This window comes from Pseudomonas sp. A25(2017), assembly GCF_002001065.1.
In the GTDB taxonomy this organism is placed as follows: domain Bacteria; phylum Pseudomonadota; class Gammaproteobacteria; order Pseudomonadales; family Pseudomonadaceae; genus Aquipseudomonas; species Aquipseudomonas kilonensis.
Genome location: NZ_MUOA01000014.1, coordinates 1 through 524 on the forward strand (window position 1 = coordinate 1; position 524 = coordinate 524).

Annotated in this window: 1 protein-coding gene; it reads left to right on the forward strand. The window is 61.3% G+C overall.

All coding sequences use genetic code 11. From position 1 onward, the window contains the following. The coding region (locus B0E42_RS00035; protein WP_174599564.1) for an immunoglobulin-like domain-containing protein at positions 1-524 on the forward strand (524 nt) is incomplete at both ends.

Sequence of the window (524 nt, forward strand, 5' to 3'; positions counted from 1 at the left end):
GGCAAAGTCGAAGTCAGCATCGATCAAGCGACTGGCGGCAACTACGAAAAACTGGTTCCGAGCACTACCCCGGCGGTGACTGACGTTACCGACACCATCGACACCTCGACTGTCAGCCTGACCGCAACGTCCACCGTCGCTGAAGGCGGGACTGTGGTTTACACCGCCTCGGTCAATGCACCCGTGACCGAAGCTCCGTTGGTTATCACCCTGTCGAACGGCCAGACCATTACTATCCCAGTCGGCGCCAGCTCCGCTTCGGTGAACTTCGTTACACCAAACGACGCCCTCGCCGGCGGCGATAACCTGAGCGTCAAGATTGACGACGCCCAGGGCGGCAACTACGAAAAACTGGACATCGATGGCACGCCTGCCGACACCACCGTTACCGACGTGCAGGACACTACCGGCCTGACGCTCTCGGCAACTGACACTGTCGCCGAAGGTGGCTCCATCGTTTACACCGCGACCCTGACCAACGCCGCTGGCTCGCCAGTGACCGTGACCCTGAGCAACGGCGCGGT